At 67.7% G+C, this 21,643-nt stretch carries 20 protein-coding genes and 1 tRNA gene; 11 read left to right on the top strand and 10 right to left on the bottom strand.

Annotated elements, in window-relative coordinates; genetic code table 11:
* Positions 1-3: 3 nt before the first annotated feature.
* From ACTJJ4_RS07960 to ACTJJ4_RS07950, 3 genes are all read right to left on the bottom strand, one after another.
* Positions 4-534, bottom strand: a complete 531-nt coding sequence (locus ACTJJ4_RS07960; protein WP_440942777.1) for a hypothetical protein — start codon at positions 532-534, stop codon at positions 4-6.
* 96 nt (positions 535-630) lie between these two features.
* Complete coding sequence (locus ACTJJ4_RS07955) at positions 631-1,500, bottom strand: spermidine synthase (RefSeq protein WP_440942776.1); 870 nt, start codon at positions 1,498-1,500, stop codon at positions 631-633.
* A gap of 22 nt (positions 1,501-1,522) precedes the next feature.
* Complete coding sequence (locus ACTJJ4_RS07950; protein WP_440942775.1) at positions 1,523-2,749, bottom strand: LCP family protein; 1,227 nt, start codon at positions 2,747-2,749, stop codon at positions 1,523-1,525.
* 240 nt (positions 2,750-2,989) lie between these two features.
* Between ACTJJ4_RS07950 and rpoB the strand changes: the two genes are divergently transcribed.
* Positions 2,990-6,490: a DNA-directed RNA polymerase subunit beta gene (gene rpoB, locus ACTJJ4_RS07945; RefSeq protein ID WP_285634957.1), complete on the top strand. Its 3,501-nt coding sequence runs from the start codon at positions 2,990-2,992 to the stop codon at positions 6,488-6,490.
* Positions 6,491-6,537: 47 nt separating this feature from the next.
* Positions 6,538-10,404 (top strand): DNA-directed RNA polymerase subunit beta', encoded by a 3,867-nt coding sequence (rpoC, locus tag ACTJJ4_RS07940; protein ID WP_440942774.1) that lies wholly within the window; start codon positions 6,538-6,540, stop codon positions 10,402-10,404.
* Between the two features lie 145 nt (positions 10,405-10,549).
* Here rpoC and ACTJJ4_RS07935 read toward each other — a convergent pair whose 3' ends face one another.
* On the bottom strand, positions 10,550-11,158 hold the full coding sequence (locus tag ACTJJ4_RS07935) for a hypothetical protein (RefSeq protein ID WP_440942773.1): 609 nt from the start codon (positions 11,156-11,158) through the stop codon (positions 10,550-10,552).
* 116 nt (positions 11,159-11,274) lie between these two features.
* Between ACTJJ4_RS07935 and ACTJJ4_RS07930 the strand changes: the two genes are divergently transcribed.
* Positions 11,275-12,195 (top strand): PfkB family carbohydrate kinase, encoded by a 921-nt coding sequence (locus tag ACTJJ4_RS07930; RefSeq protein WP_440942772.1) that lies wholly within the window; start codon positions 11,275-11,277, stop codon positions 12,193-12,195.
* A gap of 197 nt (positions 12,196-12,392) precedes the next feature.
* Positions 12,393-12,473: transfer RNA gene (locus tag ACTJJ4_RS07925), tRNA-Tyr, on the top strand.
* A gap of 113 nt (positions 12,474-12,586) precedes the next feature.
* On the opposite strand, the gene ACTJJ4_RS07920 is transcribed toward ACTJJ4_RS07925, so the two are convergent.
* Complete coding sequence (locus ACTJJ4_RS07920) at positions 12,587-13,999, bottom strand: tyrosine-type recombinase/integrase (RefSeq protein WP_440942771.1); 1,413 nt, start codon at positions 13,997-13,999, stop codon at positions 12,587-12,589.
* Entirely contained in the window at positions 13,996-14,616 is a 621-nt protein-coding gene (locus tag ACTJJ4_RS07915) for a hypothetical protein (protein WP_440942770.1), read from the bottom strand. Before ACTJJ4_RS07915 ends, ACTJJ4_RS07920 begins: the two co-directional genes overlap by 4 nt.
* A 107-nt stretch (positions 14,617-14,723) precedes the next feature.
* Between ACTJJ4_RS07915 and ACTJJ4_RS07910 the strand changes: the two genes are divergently transcribed.
* The 6 genes from ACTJJ4_RS07910 (at position 14,724) to ACTJJ4_RS07885 (ending at position 18,645) form a co-directional block, all read left to right on the top strand.
* Positions 14,724-15,041 (top strand): hypothetical protein, encoded by a 318-nt coding sequence (locus tag ACTJJ4_RS07910; RefSeq protein WP_440942769.1) that lies wholly within the window; start codon positions 14,724-14,726, stop codon positions 15,039-15,041.
* Entirely contained in the window at positions 15,038-15,688 is a 651-nt protein-coding gene (locus ACTJJ4_RS07905) for a hypothetical protein (protein ID WP_440942768.1), read from the top strand. The genes ACTJJ4_RS07910 and ACTJJ4_RS07905 overlap by 4 nt, the downstream gene beginning before the upstream one ends.
* Positions 15,685-16,371, top strand: a complete 687-nt coding sequence (locus ACTJJ4_RS07900) for a hypothetical protein (RefSeq protein ID WP_440942767.1) — start codon at positions 15,685-15,687, stop codon at positions 16,369-16,371. Before ACTJJ4_RS07905 ends, ACTJJ4_RS07900 begins: the two co-directional genes overlap by 4 nt.
* On the top strand, positions 16,368-16,565 hold the full coding sequence (locus tag ACTJJ4_RS07895) for a hypothetical protein (RefSeq protein ID WP_440942766.1): 198 nt from the start codon (positions 16,368-16,370) through the stop codon (positions 16,563-16,565). The genes ACTJJ4_RS07900 and ACTJJ4_RS07895 overlap by 4 nt, the downstream gene beginning before the upstream one ends.
* A 541-nt stretch (positions 16,566-17,106) precedes the next feature.
* Positions 17,107-17,526, top strand: coding sequence for a hypothetical protein (locus ACTJJ4_RS07890; RefSeq protein ID WP_440942765.1), 420 nt, complete (start codon positions 17,107-17,109; stop codon positions 17,524-17,526).
* Between the two features lie 108 nt (positions 17,527-17,634).
* Positions 17,635-18,645, top strand: a complete 1,011-nt coding sequence (locus ACTJJ4_RS07885; protein WP_440942764.1) for a hypothetical protein — start codon at positions 17,635-17,637, stop codon at positions 18,643-18,645.
* A gap of 37 nt (positions 18,646-18,682) precedes the next feature.
* Here the strand turns inward: ACTJJ4_RS07885 and ACTJJ4_RS07880 are convergent, their stop codons facing one another.
* The 3 genes from ACTJJ4_RS07880 to ACTJJ4_RS07870 are packed head-to-tail and all read right to left on the bottom strand — an operon-like array spanning position 18,683 to position 20,606.
* Complete coding sequence (locus tag ACTJJ4_RS07880; protein WP_440942763.1) at positions 18,683-19,168, bottom strand: hypothetical protein; 486 nt, start codon at positions 19,166-19,168, stop codon at positions 18,683-18,685.
* 25 nt (positions 19,169-19,193) lie between these two features.
* Complete coding sequence (locus tag ACTJJ4_RS07875; protein ID WP_440942762.1) at positions 19,194-20,156, bottom strand: AlbA family DNA-binding domain-containing protein; 963 nt, start codon at positions 20,154-20,156, stop codon at positions 19,194-19,196.
* A gap of 42 nt (positions 20,157-20,198) precedes the next feature.
* Entirely contained in the window at positions 20,199-20,606 is a 408-nt protein-coding gene (locus tag ACTJJ4_RS07870; protein WP_440942761.1) for a hypothetical protein, read from the bottom strand.
* A gap of 81 nt (positions 20,607-20,687) precedes the next feature.
* On the opposite strand from ACTJJ4_RS07870, the gene ACTJJ4_RS07865 reads away from it, so the two are divergent.
* Complete coding sequence (locus ACTJJ4_RS07865) at positions 20,688-20,969, top strand: helix-turn-helix transcriptional regulator (RefSeq protein WP_440942760.1); 282 nt, start codon at positions 20,688-20,690, stop codon at positions 20,967-20,969.
* A gap of 326 nt (positions 20,970-21,295) precedes the next feature.
* Here ACTJJ4_RS07865 and ACTJJ4_RS07860 read toward each other — a convergent pair whose 3' ends face one another.
* Positions 21,296-21,610, bottom strand: a complete 315-nt coding sequence (locus tag ACTJJ4_RS07860; protein WP_440942759.1) for a DUF2249 domain-containing protein — start codon at positions 21,608-21,610, stop codon at positions 21,296-21,298.
* Between the last annotated feature and the right edge of the window lie 33 nt (positions 21,611-21,643).

Below are 21,643 nucleotides of genomic sequence, written 5' to 3'. Positions count from 1 at the left end.
ACCTCAGACCAGTGCGTCGGCGCCCTCGGCGCTGCGGCGCTCCGCGGCTTCGATGGCGCGCAGCGCCTGCTCCAGCTCGGCGTCGTCGGCACCGGCTTCGCGACGCAGGAACAGTGAGCGCTTGAAGCTCTCCCGGGCCTGCTCGAAGTCGCGTGCCTCGTAGGCGTTCCTGCCGTGGTGCTGGTGGGCGAAGGCCGCGATGCCGATCCAGCCCTGACCCTCCGCCTCGCTCGCGCTGTGCGCGAGCTCCAGTGCGGCGGCGGCATGCGCACCGCGGTGCTGCAGCACGGTGGCGTGCAGCACGCGCGCCCGCAGCAGGTCCTTGCGGGTGCCCGCCATGCGCGCCTGGCGCACGGTCTCCTCGGCGGTCTCGAGGGCCTCGTCGAGGCGGTCGAGCACCTTGAGCAGCCACACCCGCTCGAGCAGCACCGGCAGGCTGCGCTGGTTCTCGATCTCGGCGAGCCGCATCATGCACTCGCGCTCGCTGACGATCTCACGAAGGGTGTCGGGGTCGTAACCCTGGATCAAATTCACGACTGCTGGCTCCTCTCCGCGCACTCTCCAGTCTGCATCGCCGACCTGGGAACGGGGCGAGGCACGCCCTGCTACGGGCGGACCGGAACGGGGAGTTCAGCGCAGGAACAGACTCGAGTCCGGACGCGGCGAGGCCACGGCATCCGCATCCGTCACGATCGCCGCGCCGCGGGCGAACGCCGCGACCTCCTCGCCTTGAGCGATCTTGGCCGGGTGGGGTCCGGCCGCCAGCATCCGCGGCAGCCAGTCGGTGGGCAGCGGAAGAGCGGATGCCGCGAGCACGAGGTTCCCGAACCGCCGGCCCTTGAGCACCTGCGTGTCGGCGAGCAGCGCCACCTCGGGGAACACCGTCGCGGCGGTGGCGACCTGCCGCCGGGCGAACGCGAGGCCGGGGCCGTCGGCGACGTTCACGAGCAGCACGCCGGCGGGCGCCAGGAGGTCGGAGATCTCGCGGTAGAACTCCACGCTGGTGAGGTGCGCAGGGGTCTGCGCACCCGAGAACACGTCCGACACCACCAGGTCGCACTGCCCGTGCAGCGCCGGAGGGAGCCGCTTGAGCCCCTCGCGGGCGTCGCCGATGCGGATGCGGATGGCCGCGCCGCGCGGCAGCGGCAGATGCTCTCGCACGAGCGCGACCAGCGGCGCCTCCCACTCGATCACCTGCTGGCGCGAACCAGGCCGGGTCGCGTCGATGTAGCGGGGGATGGTCAGCGCGCCCGCGCCCAGGTGCACGACGCTCAGCGGTGCGGATGCCGAGGGACCGAGCTGATCGATCACCGCACCCATCCGCACGATGTACTCGAAGTGGAGATGTGCGGGATCCTCGAGATCGACGTGCGACTGCGGCGTGCCGTCGACGATCAGCTCGAAGCCGCTGGTGAACTCGCTCGGCGCGATCTCGGCCGTGCCGCCGTGATCCAGCCGCGCACGTGGATTCTCCGCATCCCTCCCGCGCGCTCGTCCCATGGGAACGAGCCTATCGAGCCCGTCAGCGGCTGCCGGTGCAGGTCTGCTGGTTCAGATCGATACCCGTGATCTCGGTGGGGAGAACCGTGGTGCCCGGGGGAGTCGAGGACGGTGTCGGGGAGGAGCTCGGCGAGGGCGGCGGGGTGGTCGGCGTCTCGACCGTCGCGCTGCCGCCGTTGCTCGCGGCGCCGGTGATCTGCATCGACCCGCCGCTCCTGATCGCCTCCCACATCGGCTCCGCCGCGCTGGTGTTCTCCACCACACGCTGCGTCGGCGCATCCGGGTCGTCGAGAGTGGGCAGCTGAAGGAAGAGGAAGTCGTCGTACCGCACGCCCTTCATCGTCAGCGCGAGCTGGGCCAGCCGGACGGGATCCGCCAGCTCCTCGCTCGCCTGCACGTTGTCGACGATCGTGCTGGCCAGGCGAAGCATCTTGGGGATGTCGGTGAGCGTCTCGCTGCTGAGGATCGTCCGCGCGAGCCGCGACATGTACTGCTGCTGGTTGGAGATGCGCGACAGATCGCTGTTGTTCCCGATCCCGTGCCGCACCCGGATGAACTGCAGCGCCTCGAAGCCTTTGATGGTCCTCGGCCCCGGGGGCCAGTCGATCCCGGTGTACTTCTTGTCGTGCAGGCCCTTCGGGCCGATGCACACCTCGACGCCGCCGATGGCATCCGTGATCTTCATCACGCCGTCGAAGCTGAGCTTCGCGGCGAACCCGATGTCGATGCCGCTCAGCTCCGACACCGTCTTGGCGACGCAGGACAGCCCGGCATGGGCGTAGACCGTGTTGATCGGCGCCTTGCGCATGCCGGACGCCGTGCTGCCGTCCTTGCGGGTGCACTGCGGCACCTTCAGCATCAGATCCCGGGGGAGGGAGACCACCGTCACGCGCCGCGGCGCCGCCGACACGTGCACGAGGAGGTTGATGTCGTTCAGCACGCCGTCCTCGCGCTGGCAGCGCTTGCCGAGCAGCTTCTTCGACACCTCGCCGCACTCGTCCGTGCCGATCAGCAGCATCGAGAACGGGCCGTCATACTCGCCGAGAGAGGGCGGCGGGGCCTTCGGAGCGGCCTCCAGCTTCACGGCATCGTCGCGGGCCCGCTGCGTGAGATCCACCACCACGTAGCCGGCCACGGCCACGGCGGAGACCGTCACGACGGCCAGGCCGATGCCCAGCAGACGCAGCAGGGTCCTCCACGCCGAGGGCGTGCGGTTGGGGGCGTGCTGTGCCAGCGGCGTCCGCTTCATGGCATCCGACCCTACCCGCGACGCCTGACCAGGAGCGGAGATCGGATGCCAATACCGCAGCTTTCGCGATTGGTCAAGGATTCAGCTTGCCATGTCGCCGATTCGTGCCTATAGTAGGTAGTTGCGCTCGCTTCTCCATGCCCTCATATGGTGGTCGGCAATTGTTGAGTTCTCGAGCGTGCACTCCACCGACGTCTAGGAATCGACCAGCCCCTGCCCGGGCTCACGGAGGTTACTCCCTTGGCTGCTGCTCGCAACGCATCCACATCCACCACCAAGAAGAACGGCCGCGGAGTCTCCCGCCTCTCGTTCGCCAAGATCTCCGACACGCTGACGGTTCCCGATCTGCTCGCACTGCAGACGGAGTCGTTCGGCTGGCTCGTCGGGAACGACGACTGGAAGGCCCGGGTCGCAGAGGCCAAGAAGGCCGGCCGCAGCGACGTCCCCGAGGTGTCCGGACTCGGTGAGATCTTCGAGGAGATCTCCCCGATCGAGGACCTCGGCGAGACCATGCAGCTCTCGTTCACGAACCCCTACCTCGAGCCCGAGAAGTACTCGATCGAGGAGTGCAAGGAGCGCGGCAAGACCTACGCCGCACCGCTGTACGTCGAGGCCGAGTTCATGAACCACCTCACGGGTGAGATCAAGACCCAGACGGTCTTCATGGGCGACTTCCCCCTGCAGACCGACAAGGGCACGTTCATCATCAACGGCTCCGAGCGCGTCGTCGTCTCGCAGCTCGTCCGCTCGCCGGGTGTCTACTTCGACAAGACCCCCGACAAGACCTCGGACAAGGACATCGTCACCGCTCGCGTCATCCCCAGCCGCGGCGCCTGGCTCGAGTTCGAGATCGACAAGCGCGACCAGGTGGGCGTGCGCGTCGACCGCAAGCGCAAGCAGTCGGTCACGGTCTTCCTGAAGGCCCTCGGCATGACCAGCGAGGAGATCCTCGCCGAGTTCGCCGGGTTCCCCTCCATCGAGGAGACGCTCGCGAAGGACACCATCCTCACCAAGGAGGACGCGCTCCGCGACATCTACCGCAAGCTCCGTCCGGGCGAGCAGGTCGCCGCCGAGGCCGCCCGCGCGCTGCTGGACAACTTCTACTTCAACCCGAAGCGCTACGACCTGGCCAAGGTGGGTCGCTACAAGATCAACCAGAAGCTGGGCCTGGCGGGTTCGCTCACCGACTCGGTGCTGACCGTCGAGGACATCGTCGCGACGATCAAGTACCTGGTGCGTCTGCACCGCGGCGACGAGTCCTTCGAGGGCATCCGCTCGGGCAAGAAGGCCGAGATCCGCATCGCGGTCGACGACATCGACAACTTCGGCAACCGTCGCATCCGCGCGGTGGGCGAGCTGATCCAGAACCAGGTCCGCACCGGTCTGTCCCGCATGGAGCGCGTCGTCCGCGAGCGCATGACCACGCAGGACATCGAGGCGATCACCCCGCAGACCCTGATCAACGTGCGTCCCGTCGTGGCCGCGATCAAGGAGTTCTTCGGCACTTCGCAGCTGTCGCAGTTCATGGACCAGAACAACCCGCTCGCGGGTCTGACCAACAAGCGCCGCCTCTCGGCCCTCGGCCCCGGTGGTCTGAGCCGCGACCGCGCCGGCGTCGAGGTCCGTGACGTCCACCCGTCGCACTACGGCCGCATGTGCCCGATCGAGACCCCTGAAGGCCCGAACATCGGCCTGATCGGTGCGCTCGCCACGTTCGCGCGCATCAACTCCTTCGGTTTCATCGAGACCCCGTACCGCAAGGTCGAGGACGGCCGGGTCACCGACCAGATCGACTACCTCACCGCTGCGGAGGAGGCCGACTTCAACATCGCCCAGGCGAACGCGCCCCTCACCAAGGACGGCCGCTTCACCGAGAGCCACGTGCTGGCCCGCCCCCGCGGCGGATCGGGTGAGGTCGACCTGTTCCTGCCCGAGGAGATCGGCTACATCGACGTCTCGCCGCGCCAGATGGTGTCGGTCGCGACCTCGCTGGTGCCGTTCCTCGAGCACGACGACGCCCAGCGCGCCCTCATGGGTGCCAACATGCAGCGTCAGGCCGTGCCGCTGCTCCGTTCCGACTCGCCGCTCGTCGGCACCGGTATGGAGGGCTACACCGCCATCGACGCCGGTGACGTCGTCACCGCGCTGAAGGCCGGTGTGGTCAGCGAGGTCTCCGCGGACCGCGTCGTGGTCATGCTCGACGAGGGCGGCACGCAGGAGTACCACCTGCGCAAGTTCGACCGCTCGAACCAGGGCACGTCCTACAACCAGCGCGTGATCGTCAACGCCGGTGAGCGCGTCGAGGTCGGCGAGGTCATCGCCGACGGTCCCGCCACCGACAACGGCGAGCTCGCGCTCGGCAAGAACCTGCTCGTCGCGTTCATGCCGTGGGAGGGTCACAACTTCGAGGACGCCATCATCCTGAGCCAGGACCTGGTGAAGGAGGACACCCTCTCGTCGATCCACATCGAGGAGTACGAGGTCGACGCCCGCGACACCAAGCTGGGCAAGGAGGAGATCACCCGTGACCTCCCCAACGTCAGCCCCGAGCTGCTGAAGGACCTCGACGAGCGCGGCATCATCCGCATCGGCGCCGAGGTCCGCCCCGGCGACATCCTGGTCGGCAAGGTCACGCCGAAGGGCGAGACCGAGCTGTCGGCCGAGGAGCGCCTGCTCCGCGCGATCTTCAACGAGAAGAGCCGCGAGGTCCGTGACACCTCACTGAAGGTGCCGCACGGTGAGCAGGGCACGATCATCGCCGTCAAGGAGTTCAACGCCGAGGAGGGCGACGACGAGCTGGGCTCGGGCGTCAACCGCCGCGTCGTGGTCTACATCGCCCAGAAGCGCAAGATCACCGAGGGCGACAAGCTCGCCGGCCGCCACGGCAACAAGGGTGTCATCGCGAAGATCCTGCCGGTCGAGGACATGCCGTTCCTCTCCGACGGAACCCCGGTCGACGTGGTCCTGAACCCGCTCGGCATCCCGGGTCGAATGAACTTCGGCCAGGTGCTCGAGACCCACCTCGGATGGATCGCCAAGACGGGCTGGAAGGTCGAGGGCAACCCCGAGTGGGCCGTCAAGCTCGCCGACGACGCCCGCGACGTCGCCCCGAACACCAAGGTCGCGACCCCGGTGTTCGACGGTGCCAGCGAGGAGGAGATCGCAGGTCTGCTGGACTCGACCCTCGAGACCCGCGACGGCGTCCGCCTGATCGACCGCTCCGGCAAGACCCAGCTGTTCGACGGCCGCTCCGGCGACCCGTTCCCGGCTCCGGTCTCGGTCGGCTACATGTACATCCTGAAGCTGCACCACCTCGTGGACGACAAGATCCACGCGCGCTCCACGGGCCCGTACTCGATGATCACCCAGCAGCCGCTCGGTGGTAAGGCGCAGTTCGGTGGCCAGCGCTTCGGTGAGATGGAGGTGTGGGCCCTCGAGGCCTACGGCGCCGCGTACGCGCTGCAGGAGCTCCTCACGATCAAGTCCGACGACATCCTCGGCCGCGTCAAGGTGTACGAGGCCATCGTCAAGGGCGAGAACATCCAGGAGCCCGGCATCCCCGAGTCCTTCAAGGTGCTCATGAAGGAGATGCAGTCGCTCTGCCTGAACGTCGAGGTGCTCTCGGCCGACGGCACCGCGGTCAACCTCCGCGACACCGATGACGAGGCCTTCCGCGCGGCGGAGGAGCTCGGCATCAACATCTCCAGCCGTTTCGAAGCCGCATCGATCGACGAGATCTGATCTCGGACCTTCGACAAGCGACAGATTTTTTCTACACAGGAGAACAAGTGCTCGACGCAACAACTTTCGATGAGCTTCGAATCGGCCTCGCGACCGCTGACGACATCCGCGGATGGTCCTACGGCGAGGTCAAGAAGCCCGAGACGATCAACTACCGCACGCTGAAGCCCGAGAAGGACGGCCTCTTCGGCGAGCAGATCTTCGGACCCTCCCGCGACTGGGAGTGCGCCTGCGGCAAGTACAAGCGCGTCCGCTTCAAGGGCATCGTGTGCGAGCGCTGCGGCGTGGAGGTCACCAAGTCCTCCGTCCGCCGTGAGCGCATGGGCCACATCGAGCTCGCCGCCCCCGTGACGCACATCTGGTACTTCAAGGGCGTGCCCTCGCGCCTGGGCTACCTGCTCGACATGGCGCCGAAGGACCTCGAGAAGGTCATCTACTTCGCCGCCTACATGGTGATCTCGGTCGACGAGGATGCTCGTCACCGCGACCTCGCCACGCAGGAGAACAACATCCGCCTCGAGCTGAAGACGCTGGGCGACCGCCGCGATGCCAAGATCGCGGAGCGCATGGCCAAGCTGGAGGAGGAGCTCGCCGCCCTGGAGGCGGAGGGTGCCAAGGCCGACGCCAAGAAGAAGGTCAAGGACGCCGCCGAGAAGGAGATGGCCCTCACCCGCAAGGGTGCCGACGAGGCCATCGCCAAGCTCGAGCGCGTGTGGGAGGACTTCCGCACGCTCGAGGTGGGCGCACTGCGCCCCGAGGACGACGTGTTCCACGAGCTGCAGGACCGCTTCGGTCAGTACTTCGAGGCCCACATGGGCGCCGAGTCGATCAAGCGCCGTCTGGAGACCTTCGACCTGCAGGGCGAGGCCGAGAACCTGCGCCTGCAGATCTCCGAGGGCAAGGGTCAGCGCAAGATCCGCGCGATCAAGCGCCTGAAGGTCGTGAGCTCGTTCCTGGAGACGGGCATGAGCCCGGCCGCCATGGTGCTGGACGTCGTCCCGGTGATCCCGCCGGAGCTGCGCCCGATGGTGCAGCTGGACGGTGGCCGCTTCGCGACCTCCGACCTGAACGACCTGTACCGTCGCGTGATCAACCGCAACAACCGTCTTCGTCGTCTGATCGACCTCGGTGCCCCCGAGATCATCGTCAACAACGAGAAGCGGATGCTGCAGGAGGCCGTCGACGCGCTGTTCGACAACGGCCGTCGCGGACGCCCCGTCACCGGTACCGGCAACCGCGCCCTGAAGTCCCTCAGCGACATGCTGAAGGGCAAGCAGGGTCGCTTCCGCCAGAACCTGCTCGGCAAGCGCGTGGACTACTCGGGCCGTTCGGTCATCATCGTCGGTCCGCAGCTCAAGCTGCACCAGTGCGGTCTGCCCAAGCAGATGGCCCTGGAGTTGTTCAAGCCGTTCGTGATCAAGCGCCTGATCGACCTCGGTCACTCGCAGAACATCAAGGCCGCCAAGCGCGCCGTCGAGCGCACCCGTCCCGAGGTGTGGGACGTGCTCGAGGAGATCATCCGCGAGCGTCCCGTGCTGCTGAACCGCGCCCCCACCCTGCACCGCCTGGGCATCCAGGCCTTCGAGCCGCAGCTCGTCGAGGGCAAGGCCATCCAGCTGCACCCGCTGGTGTGCGCGGCGTTCAACGCCGACTTCGACGGCGACCAGATGGCAGTCCACCTGCCGCTGTCGGTCGAGGCCCAGGCCGAGGCCCGCGTGCTGATGCTCGCCTCGAACAACATCCTCAAGCCGTCGGACGGCCGTCCGGTCACCCTGCCCTCGCAGGACATGATCATCGGTCTGCACCACCTGACCACGGTCAAGGAGGGCGCTGCCGGTGAGGGTCGTGCGTTCGGCTCGGTGGGCGAGGCGATCCTCGCCAACGACGAGGGCACCCTCGACCTGCAGGCGAAGGTCCGCATCCGCATCCCGGGTCTGACCTTCCTCGAGGGCGAGGCTCCCGAGGGCTACGAGCGCCACGGCCTCGTGGACGCCTCGCTCGGCCAGGCGATCTTCAACGACGCCCTGCCGAAGGGGTACCCCTTCGTGCGCGGCGTCGCCGACAAGGGCAAGCTGTCGCAGATCGTCAACAAGCTCGCCGAGGAGTACCCCAAGGTCGAGACCGCCGCGTCGCTGGACCGCATCAAGGATGCCGGTTTCCACTGGGCGACCCGTTCCGGTGTGACCGTCGCGCTCAGCGACGTCGTCACCCCGCCGAACAAGGGCGAGATCGTCGCGGGCTACGAGAAGCAGGCCGAGAAGGTCCAGGGTCAGTACGACCGTGGTCTGATCACGGATGCCGAGCGTCGTCGCGAGCTGATCCAGATCTGGACGTCGGCGACCGACGAGGTCCAGGCCGCCATGATGGCGCACTTCCCGGAGGACAACACCATCAACCGCATGGTGACCTCGGGCGCCCGTGGTAACTGGCTGCAGATCCGTAACATCGCCGGTATGCGCGGTCTGGTGAACAACCCGAAGGGTGAGCTCATCCCGCGTCCGATCATCTCCTCGTACCGCGAGGGTCTGTCGGTGGCGGAGTACTTCATCGCGACGCACGGTACCCGTAAGGGTCTGGCCGACACCGCTCTGCGCACCGCCGACTCGGGTTACCTGACCCGTCGTCTGGTGGACGTCTCGCAGGACGTCATCATCCGTGAGGACGACTGCGGCACGTCGAAGGGCCTGGAGCTTCCGATCGCTGTCCGCAACGCCGCCGGTGAGCTGGTCCGCGAGGCCAACGTGGAGAACTCCGTGTTCGCCCGCACCCTGGCATCCGACGCAGTGAACGAGGCCGGCGAGGTTCTCGCCACCGCCGGTGAGGACGTCGGCGACGTGCTCATCGACAAGCTCGTCGCGGCCGGTGTCGAGACGATCAAGGTCCGCTCCGTGCTGACCTGCGACTCGGCCGTCGGTGTCTGCGCGCAGTGCTACGGCCGCTCGCTGGCCACCGGCAAGACGGTGGACATCGGTGAGGCCGTGGGCATCATCGCGGCCCAGTCGATCGGTGAGCCCGGTACCCAGCTGACGATGCGTACCTTCCACCTGGCATCCGCGGGTGACATCACCCAGGGTCTGCCGCGTGTGCAGGAGCTCTTCGAGGCTCGTACGCCGAAGGGCGCATCCCCGATCGCCGAGGCCGACGGCCGCATCACGATCGAGGAGAACGAGAAGGCCAAGAAGGTCATCCTCACGCCCGACAACGGTGACGAGGAAGTGGTCTACCCGGTGCTGAAGCGTGCGACGCTTCTCGTCGAGGACGGCCAGCACGTCACGGTCGGTCAGCCCCTGCAGGTCGGCACGCTCGACCCCAAGGAGGTCATGCGTGTCATGGGTGCCCGCGAGGTGCAGAAGTACCTCGTCGGCGGCGTGCAGGGCGTGTACCGCTCGCAGGGTGTGCCGATCCACGACAAGCACATCGAGGTCATCGTGCGCCAGATGCTGCGCAAGGTCACCGTGGTCGACCACGGCGACACCGCGCTGCTCCCCGGTGAGATGGTCGACCTGAAGCGCTACCAGCAGATCAACCGCGAGGCCGTGTCCGAGGGCAAGCGCCCCGCGTCCGGCCGCCCGGAGCTGATGGGTATCACCAAGGCGTCCCTCGCGACCGAGTCGTGGCTGTCGGCCGCGTCCTTCCAGGAGACGACCCGCGTGCTCACGCAGGCCGCCATGGAGGGCAAGCGCGACCCGCTGGTCGGTCTCAAGGAGAACGTCATCATCGGTAAGCTCATCCCGGCCGGAACCGGTCTGTCGAAGTACCGCAACATCACGGTCGAGGCGACCGAGGAGGCCAAGAGCGAGCGCTACCCGAACCGGATCTTCGCATCCGACGGTGCGTACGCCGACGGCGACTTCGGCTACGTCGACTTCGACGCGTTCTCGACCGACGACATCACGCCCGGTACCTACAACTGATTGAGGCGAGAGCCGGCGAGCTTGCTCGTCCGGCCGAGCCGATTGAAGTTGTCGAGCGACGAAGTCGCGAACACAACTGAGTGCTGACGTGAAAGGCCCCGGCCCCTCTTCGGAGGGCCGGGGCCTTTCCCGTTCCCGGCGGACGTCAGCCCCAGATCGCCTTCACGATCGCGGACGTGTAGCCCTTCGGTGCGAGGTTGGAGTAGCGCGTGTCGATCATCACGTCGTCGCGCCAGAACAGGGTGCGCCCGTCCGTGACGGGGTACTTCTCGTTCTGCCAGGTCTTCTCGCACCGGGTGCCGCCAGAGGGTGTGAAGCACGAGTAGCCCTCGGTGTCGGCGAGGGCGTTGAGCATGTCGAGGGCCTTGCCGCGGGGCATCCGCTCGATCCGCGTCGTGAGGCCGGTGGTGTCGGCCTGCGGTGAGCCCCAGATGCACACCAGCGTGCCGTTCTCGAGAATGCCGCTCTCGCCGAAGGCGGGGTCGTTCAGCGGCACGTCCTTCAGCTGCGCGAGCACGTCCTCGGAGAGGATCGCCTTGCAGTCCTTCGGCAGGGCGATCGCCTTGACGGTCGAGGTGGGAGCGGGCGTCGGCTTCGTCGACGGGTCTTTCGTCGGCCCCGGGTCTGAGGACGCGGATGCCGACGGCTTCGCGCTGCCGGACGGCGTGGCCTCGTCAGCGGAGGGCGTGCAGGCCGCGAGGATCACGATGCCTGCGAGGATGAGCGCGGCCGCCGCGCCGTCGCGGAGCTTCATGACCACAGGGTAGGACCGGCGGGTGCCCGGGGGAGCGCGCCGCGCCGTCCGGTGCGCGCGGCCGGATGCCGTTCATGCGGCGGATGCACTGCCGTCCCGCGCGGTAGTCTCGCCACGTGAGCACTGAACACCGTGGGGTCGTCGTCATCGGCGACGCGCTGATCGACGAGATCCGGGACGCTTCGGGCGTCCGCGAGCTGGTCGGCGGTGCCGCCTTGAACGTCGCGGTCGGGCTGCGCCGGCTCGGCGTGCCGGCGACGCTGATCGCGATGGTGGGGGCGGATGCCGCGGGCGATCACATCCGCGAGTACCTCGCAGACCACGATGTGGCACTCGTCGAGAGCCCGTCGGCGTACGGCTCGTCGCGCGCGATCGTGCAGCGCGCGGCGAACGGCGAGCCCGAGTACATGTTCAACGAGGCCGCGCAGCGGCGCAGCATCCGCTATTCCGATGCCGCCCGCGATGCGATCGCCGCGGCGGCGCTGGTCGCCGTGAGCTGCTTCCCGTTCGACGTCGAGGCCGAGGTCCGGTCGCTGGCGGATGCCGTCGGCGAGGCGCGCCTGGTGATCGACCCGAACCCGCGCGCGGGCATGCTGCACGACCGCGCGGAGTTCGTGCGCGGTTTCGAGACGCTCGCCGCGCGATCCGAGCTCGTGAAGGTGGGAGCCGACGACGCCGCGCTGCTGTACGCCGGCGACCTGGACGCCCTGCGCCGGCGGCTGCGCGATCTGGGCGTGGACGCGGTGCTGGCCACGGCGGGCGCGGACGGTGCGGTCCTGGAGACGGATGCCGGTGAGCTCACCGCCCCGATCGCCGCGCTGCCCGGCCGTGTCGTCGACACCGTAGGTGCGGGCGACGCCACGCTGGCGGGGGTCGCCGAGGGGCTCGTCGACGGGCATCCGTCGTCGGCCGAGGAATGGCAGGCGCTCCTCGATCGCGCGATGCTGATCGCCGCCGCGACCGTCCGCGCGGAGGGGGGCCTGCTGCGCACCCCCGAGTCGCTGGCCGAGTCGGAGCGCGGCGTCTTCGGCAGTTGACCTTCTCGTTCCCGTCGCGCTTTCCGTCGCTTTCCGACGGTGGCGGCGACGATTTCTGCGACGGGAGCGGGGATTCGCGATGATGGGACCGCGTGGCGCGCGCGGGATCGGCGTTCGATTTCTTACCGGGCGACTCCGGCAGGTATGCTTGATCTTCGCGCCCCCGGTTGACTGGACAAGCCGGACGGGGGTGCACTGGCAAGTTGCCCGAGCGGCCAAAGGGAGCTGACTGTAAATCAGCCGCGTAAGCTTCGGGGGTTCGAATCCCTCACTTGCCACAAATGCCCGGTCAGGATGAAAATCCCGGCCGGGCTTCTGCTTTGTCCGCGGGGCCGGTCTGGGTCTATCGCTAGCTAGTTGCTAGCTGACGAACCCAGAAGGGGGCATTTCGTCAGCGCTGACGGGTCGGAATGAGCGCTGCTGCAGCCTCGGCGTCCGCGCGTCCGGCCGACTCGATCAGATGCCCGTAGAGGTCGCTCGAAATGCTGATCGATGAGTGCCCGAGTCGACGCTGCACGGCGGCGAGACCGCGGCCGGATGCGAGCAGGATCGACGCATGCAGATGCCGCAGCGAGTGGAACGTCACGACGGGCAGCGGGGCGGCGCCCGGCAGCGTCGCGTCTGCGCGGATGACGGCGAGCTTGCGCGCACCCATGCCGCGCGACTTCGCCAGTCCGGCGAGTTCTTCAGCATCCTGATCGGCGTCGAGGTTCGCAACTCGTAGCGCTGCGTTGTATCGAGCGATGGCGCTCGGCAGCGCACGCGTCAACGAATCTGGCACCAGCGGCGCGCCATCCTCGGCGGTGAACACGAGCGCGGCGTCGTTGCGGTAGTCGGAACCCCACGCTGCCGCTTCGAGCGCCTGCGTGGCTGCGACCTCCCGCAGCACCTCGATCGTGCGCGCATCGAGCATCACCAGACGGCCTTCTCCTGCCGCCGTCTTCGGCGCCCCGACCATGACCTTCGAGCCAACCTGTACGGCCTGCTGCGCCACAACCAGTCGTCCGGCAGCGAGGTCGACATCGACCCAGCGAAGTCCCGCCAGCTCGCCCCGCCGCAGCCCTGTCGCCGCTGCAACCCACAGCACCGGCGCCATGCGCTCGCCGTTCCTGCTCAGCCAGTCAACGAGACGCGCGAACTGCTCCGGCTGCAGCATCGCCCGACGCGTCTTCGGCGCGCGCACCGGGTCACGGCGCCGTGTCGGGTCGTCGGCGATCCGGCCGCGCCGGTAGGCATCGCGCAGCGCGCTCTGCAGCACGGCGAAAGCGCGAGCGTGTGTCGTCGCCTTGCCCGGCATCGTCTTGTGCAGATGCTTCTCCAGGTCGTCGAGCGTGTCAGCCGTCACATCGCGCAGCAGCTCCCCTCCGATCGCCTCGACGATGATGCCGGACAGTCGCTTGTACTCGCGCAGCGACGTCGGGCGCAGCGCGTTTGAGCTCTCCGAGCGGCGCGCGAGCCAAGCTGTCAGCCATGCACTGAGCGTGTCGCCGCGCTTCGCCGCTGCGGGCGCCTTCCGCAGCGTCTCGATCGCCTCAGCCCGAGCTCGCAGTGCGGCCGACCGTGACTTGTATCCGCTGCCTGTCGCCTGAACTCGCTTGCCGGCGCGCACGGCACTCGCGACGTACGCCCACGGGCAGCCGCACGCTGTCTTGCGGTCGGGGCGGATGCGATGGGTGCACCTTGCGCTGTGTTCACGTGGGCAGCGGCAGCGTTCGCCGCTGCAGCCCGCCGTGTGGGCTCGGGGACAGTCGCATGCGGCATGGCGCTGCGAGACGCCGCCGCCTGTCCTGGTCGTGGTGCTCATTGCTCGGTTCCCTTCGTGGTGCTCTTTCGACCTGGACGCGTTGCCTGTGGCAGATCCTTGTAGACCCTGCGTGCATCCGCTATCCATCGATCGACAGAGGACGTCGTGTTGCCCGTCTGTGCCCTGACGACCTGCCGCGGGCTAACTCCTGCGGCGTGAGCCTCGCGGATCAGCTCTGCGATGTACTCCCGCCGTGGTTGCAGTGACTTCGGTGCGCTCTGCGCGGCGTCGCGCGGAAGTAGATCGGCCTCAATGTCGCCGGATTCCTCTCGGCGAAGGTATTGGCTAACGAGCAGCGTCACGTGCTCTCGGGACCACTCATCAACCTGTGACAGCGATCCGCTGATGGCACGCACGGCGAAATAGGTTGGTCGACCTCGCTCATTGAGCACGACGTCGTACTCGACTCCGCCCAACTGATCGCGGACTGTCACCCCCGCTCGCGGCTGCTGGGTGTCGAGGTTGAAGCGCTCGGAGTGTGAGAGCGGGCGAGTGAAGGGCACGAAAAGGACGGGGGCAGCGTCGGTAACAAGCCGCTTGCGCGCGCCAGCTTCGAATCCTGTCACGTCCCCGCGGGCGGCAGCCACCGCATCGCGAGCCTGATCAAATCGAGTCATGCGATAAGTCTGATCTATCACGCAACGCGGCGCAAGGCCCGATTCGCACGGCAACTATCAAAGACGGGTCTAGATCTGATAGTTGCAAGTGATAGACGATTGCTGCCATGACGAACACAATCCATCACGCCTCAGCACGTGGGCGAACGGTTCCGCTCGGTGAGCTGCGCGACATCCCGGCGCGCATGACGATCCCTGCCGCTGGCCGGCTGATCGCTGGCCTCAGCCGCGCCAAGTCCTATGAGCTCCACCAGCTCGGCGAGTTTCCCGCCCCCGTGCAGCGCATCGGAGCGCGGTTCTTCGTCCGGGGCGCGGACGTACTCCGAGCCCTCGGGCTCGATCCCGAAGTCGTGCTGCTCGGCACGCGCGCCGACGCCACCGAGGCCGAACCCGTCAACGAAGCCGCCACCTCGCGCGGTGCATGATGCCGACCGACCCGACCCGATGGGCGCTCGCCGCACCCATCACAGGCACGCGCGCGATCGGCGCTGACCGCATCCGCTGCGTGCTCGTGGCGCTTGCGCAGTACGCCGACGCCGAAGGCGTGGCATGGCCAGGGCGCGCGAAGCTCGCAGAGGATGTGCACGGCATCGCCGAGCGCGATGTGCGGAATGCAATCGACGTGCTCGCCGCTGCCGGTCTGATCGCCCCGACGGCGCCGCCGAAGCGTGGTCGCTCGACTCGCTGGCGGCTGTGCTGGGGCGATGGCGTGGCGGGCATCCCCGCCAACCGCCAGAGCAAGGCAATGGCGGGCATCCCCGCCAACCGAACGGCGGGCATCCCCGCCAACTCTGACGCGCCCGAGTTGGCGGGCGAGTTGGCGGGCGAGTTGGCGGGCGAGTTGGCGGGCGAGTTGGCGGGCGAGTCGGCGGGCATCCCCGCCATGAAGAGAACTGAAGGGAACGGAACTACTGGCCCTAAAGGGCCAGTAGTGGAGTTCCCAACTACAGAGAGCGCTCAGTCGTCAGCGAACGCCCCTACGCGCCAGAGCGCTTCGGGTCGTGCGCAGCCGCCCGAGCGCCCCGCCGCGATCGAAGCAATGCGGAGACTCCGGAAGGTGGCACGACGATGAGGATCGATCTCAATGAGTACCGGATCACCCGAGACGACGAGACCTGGTTCGTCAACTTCCCGCACCTCGAAGCGTGGCAAGAGGCGGACCCGGCGACCGACCCCGAGATGTACCGAGAGTTCACCGAGGTGGATGTCGCGCTTGCGATCGGATATGCCGCAGCGCAGCTCGCAATTGCTGCCGCGAACCTGCGTGATGAAGCGATCCTTGAGAACTGCGGCGACATCAACACCAGCATTGCTTCCGAGGGAGGCATGGTCGTCAGTCGCCGCGCGCGCATCTGGCGTGCTGGCGAGCACCGAGTGGTCACGAAGGGCGACATCGCTGCTGCGCTCGAAGATGCTGCGCGAGTGATCGCAGGCGATCCCGAGGCCCACGAAGATCACAACGCCGCCGATGTGCTCGCCCGCAGGCAGCAGCACCTCGCGCACGCTCTCACGCTGCAGGAACGCCTGCGAGCGCTCGCAGGCGACGACCGCAACCTCTTTCGCTCGCTGACGCTGCGCGTCCCGAACATCTTCACCGAGCCCGGCGCGGCCGAGGCGGCCATCGCCGAGCTTGAAGCGGACACCCGCGCCGCACTCATTCAGCGCGCGGCCGCAGCTCAGGTACGCAGCAGCGTGCACGCCGCCGGCAGTGAAGTCACCGCTACCACAGCAGCCAAGGAAGGAACCCACCGATGATCGACATCACGCCCGAGTGCATCACCCGCTCGCCGCGGCCTACCGGGGTCGAGGCGCCATGCGCGGACTGCAACGCCCATGCCGTGTGGCTCGCCGAGCCCGCACCGAACGGCGCCCGCGTACTGGTCGTGCACAGCGACGGATGCCCGGCATACCTCGCCCTCCGCGCAACAGAGAACGGAGCGGCACTGTGAACACGACCACCATTCGCTGCCGCTGCGGTCGCCCGGCCGAGACGACGCCCGCCGTGCTCGCTGCAGGCGGAAACCATCCTGCGTGCGTCATCCCCGCTGCGCTGCGCGCCTCCCTGACGGCCTCTGCGGGCCCCGGCAGCCCCGAGGGCTACGTGATGGCACGCTGGGCCGCCAGAGTGGCGCAGGGCCACGCTGAGAGGCGGCGGGCGGCAGAAGCCAGGCGCCGACCTCGCGCGAACGTTGCTACTGCCACCGCGAAGCCGATCGCGCCAGCAGTCCCGGCGGCCATCGTGAACGCCGACCGCCTGCTGCAGCTCATCGAACATGCCGGGGTCGGGGCGAGCACGCTCCCACCTCAGCGCGCCCTGCAGCGGACCGTCGGCCGGGAGGCTGCCGCCCGGGCATGGTCGACTCTCGTCGCACGTGGTGTGCTCCGCATCTCCGACGGTCGACAGGTCACACCCAGGATCCTCGGCATCGACCGAGCGAAGTGGACGGCCGCACGGGCTGAACTGCTGCACCGCATGAAGGCGGGTCGGCGATGACATACGGGTTTCAGGACAATGTGTCGCGCGCGTTCAACCTCACGCCGGCAGAGGCGGATCGAGCTATCACCGAGGCCTACGAACTGGCAGGCGGCAAGCCCGCATTCGACTGGTACGCCGCCGAGCAACGGCTGCTGACCGAGACGTTCCACGGCAACGACGCGCCCACCGAGCTCGAACTGCAGTTTCTGGTCGAGCTCGCCCGCGCTGCCGACCACCGCGGACAGGCTCACGTCACCCGCGACGCACTCGCCGCCGCTCTCAGATGCACGACGCGAGACGTCGGCGCCGCGATCAACTGGGGCATCTGGCGTGGCAGCTTCTCGTTCTTCCGCACCTCCGCGAAGGGCGATCCGCCCGCCTACCGGTTCACGCTCCGCGACTGGTCGGCCCGACAGGCTCCCGGCAGCGAATAGCGCCGGGCGCTCGCCGCGAACTCCGAACGCGCGAGCATGCCGGGGCGGCGTTTACGGGTGCGCCGCCCCGGCACCATCACACCCGCACACCCGTTGAATCGAGGAATCATGTCAACCACAGCCACCGCGACCACCAGCACGCCGCTCGCCCGAGCACGCGCGCGTCTGGACGAATTCGTTGAGCGCCGAGCCCGACTCCCACGGGCACTCTGTGCCGTGTGCGGCGGGATCGTCGCCGCTGGAACTGGCGAGCGAGACGACGCCATTGCCCCCACCAGGATCGACGTCGAACGCGGCCACCTCGGCGAAGCGCAGCTTCTCGGCTGGTCCCGGCGTCACAGCGACTGCGGACAGGCATCCGTAGCCGTCCGGCAGATCACCGGCCGGACGGTCTCCGAGGAGATCGCCGAGCGCGCACTTGTCGCGGTGGCATACCCTCTCGCCATCCACCGCCGCTGGTTCGTCGCCAACAGCTTCGACCCGGAAGTTCGGGCGTTGTTCATCGGGCGAATCCCGCCCAGGCCCACACTGACCGGGCGGGCATGGGGTCACCTCGAAGACGACGAACCGCGCAAGCTCGCCGCAGCGGTCGCCCAGGTCGAGCGCGAAGAACGCCTACGGACCACGCCGCACGGCTGCACGTCTGGGCCGTGCGGGTTCTGCGGCGTCTCGACATCACTCAGTTGGCATCTCTCATCGCTGAAGTGGAACGACGGCAGCGCCGCGCCCCTGTGCCGTGACTGCTATGCCATCGTCCGTCGGCGCCCGGCGTCGACGCAGATCGAGCGGCAGCGCGTCCTCGCCATCGAGGCCCTGTCCGGGGCATCCGCGCTCCACTTCGAGCACCAGTTCGGCGAGCGGATGCGCGTATTCGCGGAGCTGGTCAACGCCGGCCACAAGGGGACAGCAGAGCGCTGGGAGCACGCCGAGGACACCTGGTCGTGCTACCGCGAAGAGGCCCGCCGCAGCGCCCCTTCTTCGCTCCCTGACGGCCTGCGTGAGCACTACCAGGCGCTCAACGCGGCCGACCACGCCGCCGAGCAGGCCCGAGCGAACCACGCGGCACGCGCCGCAGCGGAGGCAGCCGAGCGTGCTGCTGGCTGGCCCGTCGCCGAATGAGCAACCCCACTGAGCCCCGGTCGATCATGGCCGGGGCTCAGTCGTCGGTGCCCTCGCCGTCGCCGACGATCTCCGCGTCGAAAATATCGGCCTCGGTCGCTCCCGCCCCCTTCGCAGCGAGCAGTGCATGCACCATCTGGCTGAGCTCGCCCGCATCCGCCGAAACCTCGACCCGCTGCGGCTGATCGAGCCCGTCGAGCTGCGCCGCACGCTGCGCCACTGCCACAGCCGCGCGCATCGCGCCAGGCTTTCCCGACTTCGCGTCCTCCACCGCGATCGGCCACAGGAACTCCATCCGCTCCCGCCACAGGGAACGCAGCTCTGAGGTCTGCAGCTCCGGCAAGCCGCCCACGAAGTTACGCACCGCACGCAGAGCGTTCGGGCCGTTCGCGTAGCCGACCGCTTCGGCCACCTCATCCCAGGTTGCGCCCCGCACACGCATCGCCCAGGCGTCGGCGACCCTCTGCATTGCCTTCGCGTTGGCGTGAGGTGTGCGCGTTGTCAATTGCTTGTCATCTGACATGTGTCAATGGTACCCCCGTGGGGTATCAGTCGCGGATTGACCACCTCCACACCGCCAGTTCCCGGGATCCCTGCTGCGGTGCAATGCTCACCCCCGGCAACACGATCGTTGTGGACGCCGGACGACTTGAGCCGCTGACACCGAGTTGCAGATCGACTGTCCACTCCCCGATGCTTCGCCATTCCGAAACACGGTCAGGGTTGAGCGGCCGCTCACCGTACAGAAAGGCCACCCCGGTTTCGGCGACACGTATGCCGTCGTAGCGCTGGTGAATTGCGCTGTCTGGGCCCGAAGTCGCAGGCGGACGCGTGTAGACGCGGAAGTGCTCGCCCAGATCCCCATTTCGCGCCACGGCTGACGCCTCAAAGCTTGGTAGGAAGGCGGGTGCTCCCGAATGGTGAAACAGCACCTCGAGAACCAGACTGAGCTCGAACTCGGTGCTGTCATTACCCCGATACGGATCCCGAGAGTCAACCGACAGAGCGCCTGTGACGATGGTCAGCTGCGGCACAGCCACCGCCGGATAGAGCATGCGGATGAGCTCGTGGCGCTTGGCGCTGCGGGTGCGAGTGCCCGCACGTATCGGCACCTCACGCTCGATCGCGCCGCCGTTGTGCAACTTCACCACGTACGGAGCGCGATCGGTGCGGAACAGCAGCGCGACGATCTGCTCCCCAGTCGACACATACACGTTAATGTGCAAGGCCAGGTCAGGCGCGATCTCGTCGAAACGAGACTCGATCTGCGCCCACCACGTGGCGGGGTCGACCCCGTCGACGGGGTGAACGCTGCCGTCCGTCTCATCGACACCGATGACGTAGATGATGTGGTCGCCGTGGGCTTGATTCGCCGTCGCCGCGAGCTGACGCGCCTTCTCGGGGCCGGGCCACGCGCGTTTGAACTCAATCCGGTCATCCTCAGGATTGGCGCCCGCTCTAACGGCATCGACGGCCTGCATCACGAGCGCTTCGAGCTGAGTTGCGTTCATGACCCCATCATGGCGCAGGGCTTCCGGGCCCACGACGCCTGCTCAGCAGGTCGCCTGGGCCGCTTTGAAGAATCCGAGTTTGTTGTCGACGAACTGCTCCATACTCACCTTGCTGGTGGCTTCGACGGCCGGCCAGGATCTGGTGGCTGCCAAGATGACGTCGGCTTCATCCCACCCTTCCGCAACGAGCTTGCAGTTCACGTCGTAAGACGATGAGAGATCCGCGTCTGGGTGAACCTGCATGCTGCTGTCCTGCCGGACAATCTCGGTGAATCGGGCAACAGCCTGAGCGTGCCCAATTGCGGGGATCGCGATCCAGGCGGCGATCCCCACGGCTAGCACGGCAGCTATGACCGAGAGCCAGACCCAATGCGTTTTCCGTGCCGAAGTTCCCGAACGGTTCCCGTGCGGTTCATCGAAGTCCTTCGGGCTCGTGTTCGGTGCTGTCATGACATCCCTCTCGGCGGCTAGCCATCAGATGTGATGACTAGCCATAACGTAGCGCAGTCAGGGACGCGCTGAGCTTGGGGGATGGTCACGCCTGTCGAAGAACCCGACTTCGACGCGCTGCGTCTGCACCTTGCTCGCCTGCGCCATGCGCGCGGCTGGAGCTACGACGAGCTCGCTGCACGCTCGGGTGTCGGGCGGGCGACTCTCGTCTCGCTCGAATCGGGTCGGCCTCGGCGCAACCCAGGCAGAGCAGCCACGACGGGCACGCTCGCAACCTGGTTCCGGATCGCGCAGGCGTTCGACATCGACCTTGGCGAGCTGGTGCGCCCTCTGTACGGCGAAACTCGACCCCCGATCCTCTGAGTAGGTCATATCTGTCACGGCGGTAACCGGGTGCCGGCGCCGGGTCGTGACCGAATCGGCGGGGGTAGGGGGTCTGCTAGCTGCGCGCTAGCTAGTAGCTAGCAAACATTCATGTCACGGACGCGGACGAAGCGACCACGCTCGCCCCGCCTTTCCCGCTCGACTCAAGGGATCGCGGACGATCCGAGTACGTGTCAGCTACGGAGCTTGTATGCACCTCATCTCTCTGTAAATCAGCCGCGTAAGCTTCGGGGGTTCGAATCCCTCACTTGCCACCGTATGACCGAAGGCCCTCGCGAAGCGGGGGCCTTCAGTCATTCTCCGTATCAGGCCGCGTTGCGGACCAGGATGCGCCAGTGCTCGGGGCCCTCGTCGAGGTAGCGGGTCCTGAAGGCGGCGCCGTGCTTGGCCTTCAACTGGGCGAGCAGCGGGACGGGATCGTGGGTGGCCGAGATCACCAGGCCGGCGCCGGGGCGCAGCGATTCGATCGCGCCGAAGACGGCGGCATGACGCACCGCGTGCGGGATGGTCTGGACGTCGAGTTCGGGCAGCTCCTCGTCGACCTCGCCGCAGGCGCATCCTGCCGTGGGGGACTGATCGGTCGCCTCGGACCTCGACCGGTGGATCTCGATGTGGCCCATGAAAATCTCCGTCTCTGCGGGTGGGGGTTCGCC

The organism is Microbacterium sp. 22195, assembly GCF_052056515.1.
Lineage (GTDB): Bacteria > Actinomycetota > Actinomycetes > Actinomycetales > Microbacteriaceae > Microbacterium.
The sequence above is the reverse complement of the archived record's forward strand: the minus strand, read 5'-3'. Positions and strand labels throughout refer to the sequence as shown.